At 47.4% G+C, this 15,739-nt stretch carries 14 protein-coding genes and 1 riboswitch; of the genes, 4 read left to right on the forward strand and 10 right to left on the reverse strand.

Going from position 1 to position 15,739, the window contains the following annotated elements; genetic code table 11:
• Positions 1–383: 383 nt before the first annotated feature.
• Positions 384–497, reverse strand: a riboswitch (TPP riboswitch).
• Between the two features lie 161 nt (positions 498–658).
• Entirely contained in the window at positions 659–1,402 is a 744-nt protein-coding gene (locus tag BLQ13_RS25780; protein WP_090924571.1) for an IclR family transcriptional regulator, read from the reverse strand.
• 422 nt (positions 1,403–1,824) lie between these two features.
• Here BLQ13_RS25780 and BLQ13_RS25785 point away from each other — a divergent pair, with 422 nt between their 5' ends.
• Together BLQ13_RS25785 and BLQ13_RS25790 are read left to right on the forward strand one after the other, a co-directional pair.
• Positions 1,825–2,844: an alpha/beta hydrolase gene (locus BLQ13_RS25785; protein WP_090924572.1), complete on the forward strand. Its 1,020-nt coding sequence runs from the start codon at positions 1,825–1,827 to the stop codon at positions 2,842–2,844.
• 166 nt (positions 2,845–3,010) lie between these two features.
• The gene (locus tag BLQ13_RS25790) at positions 3,011–4,315 is read left to right on the forward strand and encodes a Fe-Mn family superoxide dismutase (RefSeq protein ID WP_090924573.1); all 1,305 of its coding nucleotides are present in this window, start codon (positions 3,011–3,013) and stop codon (positions 4,313–4,315) included.
• 80 nt (positions 4,316–4,395) lie between these two features.
• Here BLQ13_RS25790 and BLQ13_RS25795 read toward each other — a convergent pair whose 3' ends face one another.
• From BLQ13_RS25795 to BLQ13_RS25835, 9 genes are all read right to left on the reverse strand, one after another.
• Positions 4,396–6,792, reverse strand: coding sequence for an S-layer homology domain-containing protein (locus tag BLQ13_RS25795; protein ID WP_090924574.1), 2,397 nt, complete (start codon positions 6,790–6,792; stop codon positions 4,396–4,398).
• Positions 6,793–6,999: 207 nt separating this feature from the next.
• Positions 7,000–7,224 (reverse strand): hypothetical protein, encoded by a 225-nt coding sequence (locus BLQ13_RS25800; RefSeq protein WP_090924575.1) that lies wholly within the window; start codon positions 7,222–7,224, stop codon positions 7,000–7,002.
• A 72-nt stretch (positions 7,225–7,296) separates the two neighbouring features.
• Positions 7,297–8,169, reverse strand: coding sequence for a lipoate--protein ligase family protein (locus BLQ13_RS25805; protein ID WP_090924576.1), 873 nt, complete (start codon positions 8,167–8,169; stop codon positions 7,297–7,299).
• A 115-nt stretch (positions 8,170–8,284) separates the two neighbouring features.
• A complete protein-coding gene (folE, locus tag BLQ13_RS25810; protein WP_090924577.1) occupies positions 8,285–8,878 on the reverse strand; it encodes a GTP cyclohydrolase I FolE in 594 nt (197 codons plus the stop codon).
• 56 nt (positions 8,879–8,934) lie between these two features.
• Positions 8,935–9,198, reverse strand: a complete 264-nt coding sequence (locus BLQ13_RS25815; RefSeq protein WP_090924578.1) for a YneF family protein — start codon at positions 9,196–9,198, stop codon at positions 8,935–8,937.
• Between the two features lie 177 nt (positions 9,199–9,375).
• Entirely contained in the window at positions 9,376–10,401 is a 1,026-nt protein-coding gene (locus BLQ13_RS25820) for an HD-GYP domain-containing protein (RefSeq protein WP_090924579.1), read from the reverse strand.
• Between the two features lie 21 nt (positions 10,402–10,422).
• Positions 10,423–12,339, reverse strand: a complete 1,917-nt coding sequence (gene queG, locus BLQ13_RS25825) for a tRNA epoxyqueuosine(34) reductase QueG (protein ID WP_090924580.1) — start codon at positions 12,337–12,339, stop codon at positions 10,423–10,425.
• A 184-nt stretch (positions 12,340–12,523) separates the two neighbouring features.
• A complete protein-coding gene (gene lepB, locus BLQ13_RS25830) occupies positions 12,524–13,108 on the reverse strand; it encodes a signal peptidase I (RefSeq protein WP_186812458.1) in 585 nt (194 codons plus the stop codon).
• Between the two features lie 315 nt (positions 13,109–13,423).
• Positions 13,424–13,849, reverse strand: a complete 426-nt coding sequence (locus tag BLQ13_RS25835; RefSeq protein ID WP_090924581.1) for a GNAT family N-acetyltransferase — start codon at positions 13,847–13,849, stop codon at positions 13,424–13,426.
• 417 nt (positions 13,850–14,266) lie between these two features.
• Between BLQ13_RS25835 and BLQ13_RS25840 the strand changes: the two genes are divergently transcribed.
• Both BLQ13_RS25840 and BLQ13_RS25850 read left to right on the forward strand, forming a co-directional pair.
• Positions 14,267–14,878 carry a superoxide dismutase gene (locus BLQ13_RS25840; protein WP_090924582.1) on the forward strand — a complete coding sequence of 204 codons (612 nt, stop codon included), beginning with the start codon at positions 14,267–14,269 and terminating at the stop codon, positions 14,876–14,878.
• A gap of 574 nt (positions 14,879–15,452) precedes the next feature.
• On the forward strand, positions 15,453–15,739 hold a 287-nt coding region (locus BLQ13_RS25850; RefSeq protein ID WP_090922703.1), incomplete at its 3' end, for a transposase.

The raw sequence follows: 15,739 nt of genomic DNA on the forward strand, positions 1-15,739 counted from the left end.
TCCTCTGTGATCTTCATTTGCCCATATCGTCCACCAATGTGACAGCTTTGACTTACCACACCTGTCTGGAAAAAGCAGAGCACAGAAGCACAGCAGGATTGACCCTGCATAAGCAGCTAGAATGATCCAAAAGACAACTTTTATGTACAATCAGCATGAGCACGAAACACGAGATCACTTCTCTTAGAAGTCTAGGCATATATGCCGCAATTATTGTGCTGTCACTTCCAAGGTGAAACACAACAACTGAATCTCTGCTTGCCGCTGTAAATAAAAAAAGCCGGTTCCGAAGGAACCGACTAATGTCCATCACCATACACGCAACAAGGGCCACCTGCTGCAATACAGCATGGATCCCGGGTTAACGTCTGTGGTGTCTGTGGTCATATGGCCGATTACTTCCCTACGCTGGTATGATCCAGATCAGGTGCAAAGGGTCCGGGATCTCATGCGATCCCGTCTCAGTCCGGACAATTCGGACTCCCCCAGTAACGTAAACGTATTGCGACAATCAAGCCGCTGTTCAACTTAAAATATGACATTCAACCGACCCCGCTGGGTCGTCCATTACAGAGTAGCGTAATCTGGGCTTAAATTCAACCTTAATATTCCAGAGGGGAAATTCCCTTCGAGCAAAACTTCATGCAAGAGCCTTCCCCTATGGCAACATAAGTCCCATTTGTACAGCTGCTTCTTTCAACACAGGCGCGTACTCATGTAATGTCTCTTGCGAGAGCCTGCTAACAGGTCCAGACACGGAAAGCGCTGCTGCAATGTTGCCTCTGCGATCCATAATTGGCACAGACACAGCGGCAGCTCCCGGCTCGCGTTCCTCATAGCTGGTTGCGTAGCCACTCACTCGAATGTCTTCCATCTGTGCCAGATAGACGGCCGGATCGATAAATACTGGCCATTCCGGGCCGTTCATCAGTTCCTCCCGATCCTCATCAGCGGCAAAAGCCATTAATACTTTGCTGGAGGCTCCTACGGAAAGCGGCAGTCTGACCCCTACAGGTGCAACCCGCCGAATCGCCTGATCACTCTGCACAGCCTGAATCCGAATCCGTTCACCGCCGTCACGAAGGTAGAGACTTACGGTTTCGCCCAAGCGATCACGCAGCCTCTCCATTGCAGGTAACAGCAAAATTGCAGGATCGTCACTACGTGACATATGCGCTGACAGCTCCCAGATCCGAATACCTAGCCGATACTTTTCGGTTGCCGCATCACGTATTACGAACCCCCGATCCTCCAGTGTAGCCATCAATCGATGTACCGTACTTTTGTGCAAACCGATCTGACTAGCAATTTCAGTGAGTCCAAGATCACTGCGCGTGGTAAAACATAATAATATATCCAGCGCCCGTTCTACAGCCCGGACGGTTAACTTGCGGTCTTCCATGGCATGATGCCCTCCTCATGTTTCATCACATGAAACTTGGTTACATAAATTATATGAGAAACGGTCTCATCTGTAAACCAAAAAGAACCGTTTTGAAGATGATCTGAAAAAAAAAAATGAACAAGGATATCCAATTGGCACATCGTAATCTCCTGTAATTTACACACTATGGAATTGTTACCTCTACATCTTAAGAACTATATAACAATTGCGTAACAAATACCTCCAATCAATTGACTTTGACTATATCGGGACATACGATAAAGATAGAAACGAATTTAGATAAAATATCAAAAGCGTGACTTTAGCATTAGGATGCCATCGTCATGAATACGTGCTAAAAAAGTACCTATATGCTATTTTCATATCGTTATGATCTTGTCCATATTAATCCTCAACCGAAACTCAAAGGAGGGGCGTGCATGTATCCGACATCCCAGAGCGAAGCCCCGCTGCATACCAAAGTGTCCGATCTGCCCTCTTCGTTGTCACCGAGGCTGATTCGGTTCAAACATATTGTCGTAGCGTTGCTGCTCTCCGTTGTATTTTTTCTGTTGTTTTGTTTTATTGCCTTACACGGTTATATTGCTTGGGTGCTCTCCAACCCTACGGTCGCACCGGTGTTTTCGAACCCGATGCAGGCCAAAAACATGAAATATGAGGACATTACATTCCCTGCGGCCGACGGTAGCCGAACCATGCAAGGCTGGTATATCCCTGCGAATACCGATACGGGCAAAACCATCATCTTCAGCCACGGTTATGGAGCCAATCGGGAGGAAACCTGGGTGCCTATGTATGACCTCGCCCATTACGCGCACCAGCTCGGGTTTAATGTGGTGATGTTCGATTACGGCTTTGCCTCTCAGGTCAACCGAGCGGTAGCAACAGGTGGTAAAGCTGAGTCTCAGCAATTGCTGGGGGCTATTCAGTTTGCTAAACAGCGCGGAGCACAGGAACTGGTCGTCTGGGGGTTTTCCATGGGAGCAGGCACGGCTCTGCAAACCGGACTGCTAACCAAAGAAGTGGATGCCATGATTCTGGACAGTACATTCCTGCTGGAGCCGGATACGCTGTACCACAACATTCATAATCAGATCAATCTGCCGCGTCAGCCTACGCTCGAGATTATGAAGTTGCTCTTCCCGATCTTGAACGGTACCGGCTTGCAGCAAATCCCGTATCAGGAAGTGAAGAAAAAGGACTATCCGTTCCCAATCTTCTTTATTCATGGTACAGAAGATGAGAAGGCCCCTTATCCGATTGCCGAACAACTTGCCGCTAATCAGACGAATCCTTATTCAGAAGAATGGATTGTACAAGGCGCGCATCATGAACTGATCTTCCGGGAGCATCCGAAGGAATATCTACGCCGTGTTTCGATTTTCCTTAGTCATGTGACGAAAACAAGCAGTGAGGATGTGCAACAAAACCGGCAGTAATATTAAAATGATATACAGCATTTCGATGTGTTTAGAGCCCTCCGGGGCTCTTTTTTTATACACATAGGACAATGCGTCCCAAGAATACACTGTTGAGACAGAGCAAAGGTAATTGGACGAAGAGCGGGTTCGAAAAATAATCTGAAAGATTGGAGGTATAACGCATATGAACTGCGATGGATACGGTCATCTGCTTCCTCTACGGACGCTGGAAGAAATCCGTTTCTGGAAAGAGCAAGAGAAAGAACATACGCTCATCATTCGCACACTTGTTCCTCACCTTGAGTCCTCCTACGTTAAACTTCTGGAAGAATGGGAAGCAGCCTTTGCGAACAGTGAGCGAGTGGCGAATCAGTTGATAAAACAGCTGTTGCCTGCAACCCAGCCGCCTGCCCCCTATATCATGCGAAGTATCGATCAACTCGTCCAGACAGCAAAACATCAGTCCAAAGAGTTTATCAAGCAGCTTTATATTATGCTGGAGCAAAGTGCAGCGGTGCGTGCGGTCCCACTTGCTCAAACCTTCATCTTGCATATCATCCGCGAATCGGAGTATTTCCTAGGGGTATTAGAAACCCTGAGCCAGCCCGGCATTTTGCGTGAAACAGAACCACCCTCATCGATGTTGCTAGAGAATGCACTACACAACATTAGCTCCAAGGTCGCCCAAGACACACGTCTAGAAGCAACGGAATTACAAGCATCTTTAGCCGGGCAAACCAATACCAATACCAGTATATCCCCTTCGGCTTCCGCGCAGGTGCAATCGTCGTCACTCCAACCATCAACGGCTGGGACGGCTCCTGCCGAAACGCTGCCTGCATCTGCCCCGGTAAGAGAAAAGCCGGTTCCTATTGGCGGGCACACGTTACCTCCCCTCCCTTACGCGTATAATGCGCTGGAGCCGCACATTGACGAGCTGACAATGCGCATTCATCATGACAAGCACCATCAGTCCTATGTGGACGGTTTGAACGTTGCGGAGAAGAAACTCGCCGAATCCCGGAAAAAGAATAATTTTGAGCTCATCAAACATTGGGAGCGTGAGCTAGCTTTTAATGGAGCAGGACATTATCTGCATACCATCTTCTGGACCATTATGAACCCAGCAGGCGGCGGCAAGCCTACCGGAATGCTTGCAGAGCAGATCAAACGTGATTTTGGCAGCTATGAAGCATTCAAAAATCAATTTACCGAGGCAGCTAACAAGGTGGAAGGTAGCGGCTGGGCAATGCTGGTCTGGAGTCCGCGAGCTCACCGCTTGGAAATTTTGCAGGCTGAAAAACATCAGAATCTGTCCCAATCGGATATCGTTCCACTCCTGCCACTGGATGTATGGGAACACGCCTACTATCTCAAGCATCAAAACGAACGCAAAAAGTACATTGAAGACTGGTGGAATGTCGTCTACTGGCCTGCTGTCGCTGAACGGTACGAAACCGCGCGCAAGCTCCTATGGCCGCCGTACTGAGGTAATCTGGTTCCAGTAAATATAAAAAGAGATATCTCCAGTCAAAGACTGAAAGATATCTCTTTGAAACGTGCTGGTCGTCAATCCTGTATGGATGCGGTCTGAATCGCTTGGTAAGCCCAATGGGTATCAGGTACGTCCGACCAGGATTTTAGCGCTGTTGCTGCAGGTTGAAGACCAATCAATTTATTGATCATAGTCACTGCTTCAGCACGCGATACCAGTTTCTCAGGACGGAAGGTACCATCCGTATATCCTGTAAGAACTCCTGCAGCATCAAGCCGAGCGATCGCCTCCTGTGCCCAGTGTTGCTTCACATCCGTGAATGCAGTTGTTGCTTCGGATGTCACTGTTTGTTCAGCTTTCAGCAAATGTTGTAATACGCCCGCCATTTCTGCTCGTGTTATGCCTTGCCCCGGTTTGAAGCTACCGTCTGCGTAACCTGTGAAGTAACCGGCTTGAGTAGCAGCAGAGATGCTGTCATAAGCCCAGTGGCCAGCTCTAACATCAGTAAATGATGCTTTACTCTCAGACTCCACAGTGCCTGTTACACGCGTAATGAGTGCCGCCATCTCGGCACGTGTTACGAACCACTCCGGTTGGAAACGACCATCTGCATATCCGCGAATATAAGGTTTGGCTGTTGCCGTGTCATCAGCCCAGTCTTTGACCCGTACCACGGAAAAGGTACTGAACTGATCCACATTGATCTCGATGCCTTGCTGGTTATTATCTTTATTCAATGTCACTACTTTACCGTATACCAGCTCTTTTGTTCCATTGCTGTGTTCGATATACACGCCAAGATCCGCTGGTTTCACACCTGCAAGCTGTTTGCTGTCTACTGGCAGGACAAGCGTTACAGGACGGCTTTGCAGATTCGTTTCAATCGTCATCGGACGCCCCAACACCTGAATGTCTTTGGTGCCGGCGAATTGAGTAATCGTCTCGTTAGCCAGCAATCGTTGTTCGATAGCCAGACGTGTCTCCTGTTTCTTTACAGGCACGAGACGGAAATATACATCATCTGTTCTGTCTTTCATAGATGTGGCTGGAATAGTTACTTTCACGTTTGGATTGGAAATAACCAACTCGATTCCTTGTTCAGTGAACAACTTAGTCGATTCCCGCGCTAGTTTCACGTCCCACTGAGAGACTTCATCTTTCGCATCTGGAATCAGAACAACAGCTGTACGTGAGCCGGTTTTCTTTAACTGATCAATAACCGACTGTGCTTTACCTGGATTTAATCCAAGCTCGTCTTTTATCGTACCATCTGTTCCACGAGTCCGGCTGATTTCCAAGGAATCAATGGTGGAGGCCAGCTCGCCATTTGCCACATCCACTTTAATAATCTCCTTCTGTGGAGTCGATGAAACCGGTGATGAAGGCGAAGAGCTAGATGGTGATGGAGAAGGTGTCACAACAACTTCTCCCCCACTATTGCCAAGAGATTGCGGTGTTACCGATGCGGATACTTTAAACTTTGACATTCCCGCGTTGCTTGAAGATCGAACAGCAAATACATAAGGTAGACCGCTCGTTAGATTTGAAACGGTATACTGCAATGTATCCATCGGCCCAGCTACTTTAGTCCAATTCTCAGGATCTTGTGGCGCAGTACTGCCCTGATACATATATACGACATAACCGTCTACCTCAGGTACACTATTCCAGTTTAACTGAACTTGTCCATTAATAACCTGCGGAGTTAGTGCCGCAGGTGCAGCAGGTAAACCAGGTGTGATCACGTTAGAGACGATATAATCGGACTGGGTATGATCATCGTTGAATGTAGATTTAACTGCAAAAACATAAGGCAATCCATTCGTCAAACCATGGATGACCTTTTCACCGTCTAACATACTTGTGATATCAATCCAGCTGTCAGGATCAATTGGCTCTTTGGAACCTTGATACATATAAACAGCATCCGTAACGGAAGAGTCTGAACTCCAGCTAATCTTCGCTTGAGCATCACCAGCAACAGCCTTCACTTGGGAAGGAGTAACCGGTGAGCCTGCGCTAGTCTGATAAAGTTCACTCCCTAGGTCAACCAATTCATTGTTTGGTCCATCTGCTGTAAAATATATAAAGTGATCTGTAGAGGGTTGAAGGTGATTGAAATAGAGGTCTCTTTCCTCACCTGCCTGTAAATCAACATAGGTACCATTACTTAGGGCATTTTCCTTTATCGATGACAAATCTGGATTCGTATTTGCCCAATCCACCACCCTGTTATCATAATATAAACGTGCACTTTCCGTTAACTTCACTTTTAAGTTGAATGTTGTTGCAGTGAGTTTTCCATGAAGGGGATAATCTGGATCACCACCGACAAAATCTATTCCGACTGAAGCATGTGCTTTTCCTGAGAAATAAACGTTATTCGCCATACCAAGTGTTAACACAACCATCAAAAAGAATTTCATTGGACGAGACATCCATGAAAACTTGTTTTGCACTGACTTTCTCATCGTATAAACCTTCCCTTCCTTGTAGGCTTTTTGGATGAGTATAACAATGTATTCTGAACATTTTCTGAACAAAATACGACATGGTTCACGCTTTATCGATGTTATCTGACTCAAAAAATGAAATCCACGTAAAAAAAAGCGAACCTCTCATTAGAGATTCGCCTCAATATCGACTTCATATTACAATCCATACATAACATACCTATGTTAAGAAGCACAGCCCTCGCACGCTACATAGTTGTCGCCAACCTGTTTGCTGATGGCGATCAGATCGCCCAGTTTGATATCGGACTCTTCTGTGAACTCCAGATCGGCAATACGTGCCACAATCAGGGCAGCCGCCTCTTCTTTACTTGTTGCCATTTGGCTGAATTCTGACTTTTCACCTGTTGAAATGACTTCATACAGGTATGTATATCGCAATGTTTCCACTCTAAATCCTCTCCTTCCGAAATCACATCATACCATCTCTCTTCACCAATTCCAAGCCTATTGAAAAAGAACTCAGTCGTAGCGCTGTTTCATCTGTTCTGCCGTCCGCAACACATCATCCGCATCAACAGAAAGCACCCGTTCTGTCGCTGCATGAGGATACCTGTTGCGCAATGTGCGTACCAGCGAAGCCGTATACGCAGCCGTGGATGGCACCCCTGCCAGCTCCTGCAGACTTGCCATAGTTCCATGCTTTACCTCAGGATATCCTTCGGCTATCCCTCCTGAGGCCTCTTCATAGAATTTACGCACCTCTGCAGCAAGCCGATCCCCCTGACCTTCCACAATGATAAATGCCGTGATGATGTACGCTTTGGCCTGACGCCGCTGAGCAATACCGCAAAATTTCAATCCACCCACGCTGACATCATAATCCCCAGGACAGAACGCCCCCTGCACTTCTCCTGTCTGCGCCTGAGTTGACCAAGGAGTTAACGACTCGGCAATGATCGAAGCCATCTCGCGAAAATCATCATGAATATTAATTGCGTGCCCTGGATTGGGCAAAATCAGCGACACGTTCACAACACCCGGATTCAACGGAACTGCGGCCCCACCAGAAGGCCGTACACATACAGCTGTCCCCTGACCTTTGATAACATCCATCGCTTCGACTGCCCGAGGCAGCCTTCGGTCGCGTAAGCCGGCCACAAAGGCATCTGGGTGTCGCCATATATGAGCAACAGGCAGATGGCCTGCTCCAACACGTCTGCACATCACTTCTTCCCATGCAAAAGCATCAAGTACACTGCTGCCAAGGCGCATAAGCGGTGTCTCCCAAATTTGCAAACGCAGCGATGAATGCTGCTCAGCGGATATCCTTTGTACAGTCAACTCGCTCTTCTCTGACTCAGGCAGTTGGTTGGATTGGGAAGGTATATTCATCGTCCATAACCTCCGACTATCGAATTCATATGTAGTTTCAGTCCCTCCGACAAATACGAAAAAAAAGCCCTATATAAATAAGCCGGTTCCCCAAAGGAACTCGGCTTATTTATCATTACTCTTTGACCAGAGAAAGAAACTCCGCACGCTGTGCAGGGTTATCACGGAAAGATCCACGTACAGCAGACGTTACCGTCTTGCTGCCCGGTTTCTTCACGCCGCGGGAGCACATGCACAAGTGCTCACCTTCTACGACAACCATCACACCATGCGGTGCAACTGCTTCGGTCAAGATGTCCGCAATCTGTGATGTAATACGTTCCTGTACTTGAAGACGGCGTGTTACCGCTTCAACCAGGCGTGCCATTTTGCTAAGACCCACAATTTTCCCGCTTGGTATATAGCCAATATGGACTTTACCAAAGAACGGTGCCATATGGTGCTCGCACTGGCTGTAGTACACGATATCTTTCACGATGACCAGCTCTTCGTGATTCTCGTCAAAGGTGACACCCAGCACGTCACGGGGATCCACTTCATATCCACCAAAAATCTCTTCGTACATCCGGGTTACACGCGCAGGCGTTTCCAGAAGCCCTTCACGTGTGCTATCTTCTCCGATCAATTTGAGAATTTGTTCGACATGATACTCGATCTTCTCTCGATTGTCGGATACTTTGGAATTCAAATAATCTTTCACGCCAGCCACTGCCAAGCGCCTCCTTTCGAACCACATCCTGCAAGCGATTTAATCACCCACAGCTATTATTTTCGGCGGCCCGAGTTTTTACGCGCAGGATGTTGAGTCGGCTGAGGCATCTTTGCGCCTGGTTGCTGGTTCTTCATCATCTGCTGGGCACGCTGCATTTGCTTGCCATTCAGGTTATAGCCCATTTGCTTCGCCATTTTCTGTAACATGTCAGGGTCGCTTTGCATTTTCTCAAGCTGTTTACGCAGGTAGAACACCCCGATGAAAAATCCACCGACCAGACCCACAATCAATGTAATAATCGGTATTACAATATCCATCTCTTAGACACCTCTGTATGCAATATGCAATCTTAAAAAACGGATGATCTGTGCTTGTACACATCATGAATGATGAAGATTAATACCATGATGCAAACATAACACCGACCGGATTTCCTGAGAATTATCATAGCATTTCCACACGTCCTGAGCAAACGCATTTTCCAGTTATATCACTTACGTCAGTACTCCTTCAATAAAGATCGTGTTCTGTTTGGCCAAATCAATCTCAACAACATCCAGCGAATAACGCGTGTTGCCGTGAGCCACCCGAATAACCGGTCTTCCTGGCAGCCCGCGGTGCTGGCGGACAATGACGCCGGTCTCTTTCGTAGACAGCCGAACAGCAGTCCCGTTAGGATATACGGATACACTTTTATTAAACTCAATCAGAATATCGCGATCCAGCTTCGTTCCGGACATCGCCATCATTGCCTCACACGCTTCATGGGGAAGCATGTTGCTGCCTGACAGACCGTTAATGAGATTATCATAGATGTTAGCTGCACTTACAATTTTGGCAAAAAGATGGATGTCCTTCCCTCTGATTCCCCTTGGTGTACCACTGCCGTCCTCATGTTCATGATGTTGAAGTGCAGTGTGCGCAACGAGCAGACTGAACTCACGCTTGTTCTTGATCACTTCAAAGCCACGCCATGTGTGATGCAGCTTTGAAGTAGGAACAGTACCAGGAGGCTCGCCTACTTTCCCAATATCATGTAAAAGGGCACCTACAGCCAGATCCTTGAGCTGATTGTAGTTAAGCCCCATATTCAGCCCAATAACCGAAGACAACAAACAAACATTCATCGCATGAACATATTGTGCATTGTCTTGGGTTCGGATATCGGTTAACTGCACCAGCAATTCTCGCCCGTTTAGCACATCATTCAATAATTTGTCTATGCTAAGCGCGACTTTCTTCGGACTCCAGTCTTTCCCGGACCGTACCGCTTCCAGCGTAACGCTCATCTCATTGATAATGGCCCTTTTCGTGGCTTCATCCAGAATATCTTCTGTATCCACATCTTTATACGCTTCATCCTGGATGTACAGCGTGGTTACCCCGATACGCTTCAGCGTATTAACCATAAACACGGTGAGCTGGACTCCGGCAGACAACAACACTGTACCATTACTGGAATACACCGTCTTGCCTAAAATCTCCCCCGCCTCCACGCTTTCCACGTTTACATACTTCATGAACGTCCCCCGCTCTTACGATTACTGCTCCAATGTAAGCAATTGCTCCTTGGTTTGCAGACCGCCTACGTAACCTACCAGAGTGCCATCTTTACCGCTCAATCGATGACAGGGAATAATAATCGGGATTGGGTTCTTGCTAATAGCATCCAAAACTGCACGTACAGCCTTGGGCCTGCCGATCTTTTCCGCAACCTCTTGGTGGGTTAAGGCTTCTCCATAAGATATATCGGACAGAACCTCCCAAACTTGTAGCTGGAATGCAGTACCATACTGCTTAAGCTGCAAGTCAAATGTCGTTCTTTCCCCAGCAAAATACTGCACTAGTTGCCCTGCAGCTTCGCTGAGCTTCTCTTCGTTTTTCTCATATCGGTATTCACCGACCCACGTACGGGCCCATTGTTGCAGATGAGCTTCCCGAACATGAAAAGCGCCAAAATCGATATGACACAGTCCCTCATCCGTTGCACATAAGGTAAGTGTCCCGATCGGTGTCAACACCTCATCATAATACACAGGTTTGCCGTGAAGCCCGGTTACTGCAGATGGCTTCCATGCAGTTGCTTCGGATCTGCCCGAGGCGACGGACTGCTCAGGCTCACCGTCACTTTCACTTTTAATAACGTTCGCAGTCCGCTGTGTCTCCTCCCCGAACTCCGTATCTCTTGCCTGAGAAAAAGATGCTGCTTGTGTGTATTGCACAGCTTCCACTGTATCTGCTTGTTGCTTCTTCACTTGCTCCGCCTGCGGTCGATCGGGTAAGGTCTCGGACGATAATAATCTCTCCTCGGCCTTCTGCAGCATACTTAGCACGTTCCCATCTTGTTCGATCGCGGCAGCTTCCCCAATAGCTCTCATGGCGTCTTCTCCTCCAATTCTGCTCAGCGCCCAGGCAGCGGTTCCCCGCAGTTCCGGACGCGGATCACGCTTCAGTACCTGCGTTAGTTTCGGTACAGCGCTTTTGTCTTTGAAATTGCCCAGTGCAATGACGGCATTGCGCTGGATCGGCTTTTTGCCCCGCCAAGCGGCAGAGCTTTGACCGAAACGTTCTTTGAATTCACGGTTACCGATATCCAGTAGCGGCAACAGCAAAGGCTTTACAACCTCCGGATCGGGATGAAACTCGGGATGATGATCCCAATTTTTGCCCCGATTCTTCGGACATACAATCTGACATGTATCACAACCGTACAGACGGTTGCCTATTTTCAACATAAACTCTTCATCCAGGAACCCTTTAGTCTGGGTCAGAAAAGAAATACAGCGCTGTGCATTCAATTGCCCAGGTCCGACCAACGCACCTGTAGGACAGGCATCGATGCATTTCGTGCATTCCCCGCAATCCTCGGTCACGGGAGTATCTGGCGGGAATGGAATGTTCGTGACAAGCTCACCAAGGAATATCCATGAACCGAATTTGGGCGATATAATCGAGCAGTTCTTGGCACTGAACCCGATCCCCGCCCGTTGGGAGACGGCGCGATCCACAAGCGCACCTGTGTCCACCATACTTTCAATGATCGCTTCCGGTACGCGTTCACGAATAAAATTCACCAGCTTGTCCATCGCCGCGCGAAGCACCTGATGATAATCCTGCCCCCAAGCCGAACGAGCAAAAATGCCGCGGTACGCACCAGGCTCCGACTTCGGCGGATTGACCATTTTGGACGGATAAGCTACAGCTATGGCGATCAGGGAAGCAGGTTCGCTATCCGGGAGAGCGGGATGCACTCTTTTTTCAATATCCGGTTCTTCAAATCCTGACGCATATCCCTTATCCCGAGACTGCTCCAGCATTGACTTCAAAGAGATAAAGGGGTCCGCTGAAGCAAATCCAATATCATCTATACCCAGTTCCGGGCCTGCCGCCTTGATCTCCTGCTTTAACGCTTCCCATACGGAGGCGGCCTGTGCTGCCCCGGTCCGTACGTTCGTCATTGTTCTTCCCTCTTTTCTATCAGGCACGTAATCTCGTTATCTTTAAACAATGAACGCCCGCCTCACTTAAGAGACCAGGCGCTGAACTATAACGATATATGTCTTGCATACGATTAAATGTACAGTCTACGTGCCTGTATGGTTAAACGCAAATTGCGCTTCGAAGTTGTTGTGGTCCAACATTTTACAGCTTTTTCATCTCGGAGAATGGCCAAAAAATAAACTCGGCTTTACCGACGATCTCGCTGGAAGTTATACTCCCAAACACACGGCTGTCCTTGCTTTTGCCTTCATGACGATTATCTCCCATGACGAAGAAATGATCCGATGCCAGGGTAAGCGGCCCAAAATCAGGGTCCTGTACCTCAATGTCGGTGTAACTCTCTGCCTGCTGAATACCATTTACATATAGATGATGGTCTTTGACCTCAATTGTATCTCCAGGAAGTCCAACGATTCGTTTCACCAGAAAATCTTTCTTGCCTGCATCTTCACTCGGATCACGAAGAACGATCACATCCGACCGGGCCGGTTCACCGAAATGATAGACCATCTTGTTCACAAACAGACGATCAGACTCGACCAGCGTTGGTTGCATAGACTGTCCTTTGACCATCGACAGATTGAATACAAACAGGTTAAGCAGCATCATGATCACAAAAGCCACCACAATGGTCTTCACCCAGTCCCACAATTCGGCTGACCAGGACTTCCCTGCCTGCTTGGGGACAGGCTTCTGATTTTGCTCCTCAAACGTCGAATGCTCCATAGAAGGCATATTAGAATTCAAAGAGACACCTCATTTATCAGTTTGTAGATTTATCGTATAACCTTGGTCGTACTCCTTTTCAGTCTACTCTATTTGGAAGAGCGAAACAATTGGAGATGCCCACCAGCATACAGACAATTACAATCTTTTATACACGCTTTGGGAAAAAGGAAACAGGATGCATATCAGCCGCTCCCTCCTCATACAAATAGAAAGGCATATCTCTCACGCCATGATGCGTGAACAGATATGCCTAATATGAAATGAAAATCTCTTTATTTCTTTGTCTAACTACACCGAATTTACCTACATCGATTAAGCCTTGGACAAAATACTAAGTTTCTGAAAAGCACTCAGAATCTTATTGGCCCCATATCCCATTGCTTCATACAAAGGCATGGCTGCTTTGTTGTGCTCATCACCAGCCACCCAAATCTGGCTGACTTTACGCTGCTGGAACCGCTGTTCCATAGCCTCGACAAGTGTTTTACCGACGCCACGGCGACGATAGTCTGGATGAACCGCAATACGGTAGATGCATCCCTGGTTTTGATCAATCGTACCAATCAAAGCGCCCACGAGGTCTCCCTCTTCTTCCGCAACCATGATCAGGTCAGAATCCCATGACAATTGACGGGCAAACGGGCCCATCGTGTTCTCATAACACTCTTCCGATAGTGCAACCTGGAGAAGCTCCGTCATCTGGCTTGCATCACTCAACTGAAAGGAACGAACGTGCATGTTTTAAATCTCCCTTTTCGTTAGCTTAGATGAGGTTTTACCAAAAAGGGAATCCCCTTTTACCAAAAACCCGATGTTCATATAATGACAAAAAACGAGAAAATACCGCTTCTTCGTCAATTAAACCATACTTTTCTCCATAAAACACGCATTTTCTTCTGAAAGCGCTTTATTGTAAACGTTTACATTGATTTCGCTTTAATTTTAACGATTTTTTCCGTCGAAATCTCATAATTTTATTCATAATGGGTAAAATATGTTTGTTATCTCTGGCCTCGCTTTTGATTAACGGTTCGGGGGACTTAATAAACAAAAATGTTGATTAATTATCCCGAATGCGGTTTAATAATAATGGCAAGGGTATTATTACATATGTACCTTAACAACAAATCACAAAATCTCAGGAGGTATTTCACTATGGCTTTTCAATTACCAGCACTTCCTTACGCTAACGATGCACTGGAACCACATATCGATGCACAAACGATGGAAATCCACCACGATCGCCATCACAACACTTACGTAACTAACTTGAACGCAGCTCTGGAAAGCGCTCCTGAACTGCAAAACAAAAGCTTGGAAGATCTGATTGCTAACCTGGACAGCGTGCCAGAAAGCATCCGTACAGCGGTTCGTAACAATGGTGGCGGACATGCTAACCACAGCTTGTTCTGGGAAATCATTGGACCAAACGGCGGCGGCGCACCAACAGGTGACATTGCAGCAGCAATCGACAACGAACTGGGTGGATTTGACAAGTTCAAAGAAGACTTCGCTAAAGCAGCTACAACTCGTTTCGGTTCCGGCTGGGCATGGCTCGTTGTAGGCAAAGATGGCAAATTGTCCATCACTAGCACGCCTAACCAAGACAGCCCGCTCTTCGAAGGTCTGACTCCAGTTCTGGGTCTGGACGTATGGGAGCACGCTTACTACCTGAAATATCAAAACAAACGTCCTGATTACATCGGTGCATTCTGGAACGTAATCAACTGGGATGAAGTAAACAAACGTTACGCAGCAGCGAAATAAGACGCTGTTCGAATAAAAGAGCCTGAATCGATCCTTGTGATCGATTCAGGCTCTTTGTTATTGAGTGGGGCGTATTGAATATAATGGCACGTATCAGCTAGAGCGGGATGTTACAACACCTGATGGAAGACCTTAACGCATGCGGGCAGGCTGTGCCGCAGAGGTCGAAGACTGAAGCCATGCTCACTAAGGCCTCCCAAGGGGCCACGACGAATATCTCGACGCTTATGTGCCTGATCGAAGGGCTGGGGGCCAGTGATGAGCCCGATGCTGGTAGGCCATGTCACGCACTTACCGTGAATTACCTCCATGCTGGCAGCCATGTCACGCGCTTACCGTGAATTACCTCCATGCTGGCAGCCATGTCACGCGCTTACCGTGAATTACCTCCATGCTGGCAGCCATGTCACGCGCTTACCTAAGACTGCCAACCTGCGCTAACGATCACCAGGAACGCTATTTGCGCTTTTTTCAGCCAATATAAATTCTAACGATCTCCAGCTTTAAAGCCCCCTAATCCAATTGGACACTCGAAGCTACCTCAGATACACTAAATGAAATGAGGAGAGTGTTCATGAAAAGACGATTTAGATGCCCGGTTGAGGCGAAAAAGGAGTATGTCGTAGAGGTGCTTTCTGGCCTCCGGACAGAGGTCGTGGCACGAAAGTACGGCATGTCTCCTAAAACGCTGACGACTTGGGTTCGTCAATATGAAGATGAGGTGGGGGAACTGGTGGCTAAAAAACAAAAAGAAACGCAACAAATACAGCAAGATGCAGCCAACTATCAAGAATTACAAGAGAAATACGATGAAGCTTTGAAACTTCTCGGCGCAAAAGAATTAGAGAACCAGATTCTCAA

This window comes from Paenibacillus polysaccharolyticus (assembly GCF_900102085.1).
Taxonomy (GTDB): Bacteria; Bacillota; Bacilli; order Paenibacillales; family Paenibacillaceae; genus Paenibacillus; species Paenibacillus polysaccharolyticus.